General features: G+C 71.5%; 2 protein-coding genes and 1 pseudogene. All 3 read left to right on the top strand.

Features of this window, described 5'->3' with window-relative positions:
* Nucleotides 1–196: 196 nt before the first annotated feature.
* Entirely contained in the window at nt 197–601 is a 405-nt protein-coding gene (locus tag WBP48_RS01335; protein ID WP_424434927.1) for a Fur family transcriptional regulator, read from the top strand.
* A gap of 68 nt (nt 602–669) precedes the next feature.
* Entirely contained in the window at nt 670–1,635 is a 966-nt protein-coding gene (locus tag WBP48_RS01330; protein WP_424434930.1) for a permease, read from the top strand.
* Nucleotides 1,628–1,894 (top strand): annotated as a pseudogene (locus WBP48_RS01325) (hypothetical protein); the annotation flags it as partial. The gene WBP48_RS01330 and the pseudogene WBP48_RS01325, both read left to right, overlap by 8 nt.

Here is a 1,894-nt window from a genome sequence, read left to right as displayed (position 1 = left end):
GCGCGGCGCGGCTGCGGCGGCGCGGCTCCGGCAGGCGACGGATGCCGAGGAGATGGCGGATGCTGAGGACGAAATCCCGGCATCCGGTCCTCAGAATCCTGCAATCTCCTCAGGAACCTCCGCCCGTCCGCCCGCCCGAGCCGGACCTCGCGGCTCTCCCAGCCCGCTCCGATGCCTCGCGGGTAGACTTCCGCACATGGCTCAGCGCAACACCTGGCAGCGCGCGCGTGTGCGCGAGGCGCTCGCCGACGCCGCCGGATTCGTCAGCGCGCAGGATCTGCACGCGACGCTGCGTGAAGAGAGCACGGGCATCGGCCTCGCGACCGTCTACCGGGCGCTCGCGACCCTCGCCGCGAGCGGCGAGGCCGACCAGCTGCAGAGTCCCGCCGGCGAAGCCCTCTATCGCGCGTGCTCCAGCACGGGTCACCACCACCACCTCATCTGCCGCGAGTGCGGCACGACGGTCGAGATCCAGGCATCCGCGGTCGAGTCGTGGGCCCGGCGCACGGCCGCCGAGCACGGGTTCACGCAGGCCGAGCACGTCGTCGACATCTTCGGACTGTGTCCGGCCTGCTCGGCGCAGCAGTTGGCTGGCAGTTGAACCCGTCCGCTCCGGCGACGAGGGCAGGACAGACGCGGGAGAACCTCTCCCGCGGCGCCATCCGGCTGATGGCCATCGGCGTCGGCCTCGCGGTGGTGGCCGCGCTGCTGGTCCTCGCCCTGCTCACGCCGGGGCCGGCGCTGCCGACGAGGCTGCAGGACGGCCTGACCCTCTCGATCAGCGTCCTCATCGAGTCGCTGCCGTTCGTGGTGCTCGGCGTGCTGCTCTCGATCGTCGTGCAGGTGTGGGTGCCGCCGGGCGTGATCGAGCGATGGATGCCGCGCGCGCCGTGGGCGCGCCGTGCCGTCCTGTCACTGCTGGGGATGCTCGTCCCGGTCTGCGAGTGCGGCAACGTGCCGTTCGCGCGGGGGCTGATGATGCGCGGGCTCGGCGTCGCCGAGACGATGACGTTCCTCATCGCGGCCCCCATCGTGAACCCCATCGTGATCCTCACGACGCACCAGGCGTTCGGGTTCGACGACGGCATCCTCGTCGCGCGACTGCTCGGCGGCTACGCCGTCGCGAACCTCATCGGGTGGCTGTACAGCCGGCACCCCGATCCCGACGCGTTGCTCACGGAGCGGTTCCGCGACAGCTGCGCCGTCTCGTTGGAGGCGGGCCACGACCGCGCCGGACGGGGTCGGCGCAGCCTCGCGCAGTTCGTCGTCGAGCTGCGCGCCGTCATGCCGGCCCTCGTCATCGGCTCGGCGCTCGCGGGCGCCGTGCAGGTGCTCGTGCCTCGCGACGCGCTGCTGGCGATCGGATCGAATCCGGCCCTGTCGATCGTCGCGATGATCGCGCTCGCGATGATCGTCTCGATCTGCTCCAACGTCGACGCGTTCTTCGCCCTGTCGTTCGCGTCGACCTTCACGCCGGGATCGATCGCCGCGTTCCTGCTCGTGGGGCCGCTCGTAGACGTCAAGATGCTCGCGCTGCTGCGGACGACCTTCCGCACGCGGGTGCTCGCGGGACTCGTCGTCATCGTCGTGCTGTTCGCCGTCGCCGTGGGATCGGTGGTGAACCTCGTTGCGTGAACGTCGTGACCTGTGGGGCCTGCTCGGGTCGCGGCTGCTCGGTGTGGGGCTGGCGGCGGGACTCGCCGCCGTCACCGTCGCACTGTGGCTGACGGGTCGGCTCGGGCTCTACCTCAATCCGGCATCGAACTGGTTCGCGGTGACGATGGCGATCGTCGCGCTCGTCGGAACCGTGCTCAGCTTCGCGCTGCCGCGCGGCGCCGAGGCCGACCACGGGCACGACCGCGGCGACGGTGACCGGCGGCATCCTGGCGACCGG

This window comes from Microbacterium sp. (assembly GCF_049661145.1).
In the GTDB taxonomy this organism is placed as follows: Bacteria; Actinomycetota; Actinomycetes; order Actinomycetales; family Microbacteriaceae; genus Microbacterium.
This window is presented reverse-complemented; position numbering and strand designations above follow the sequence as displayed.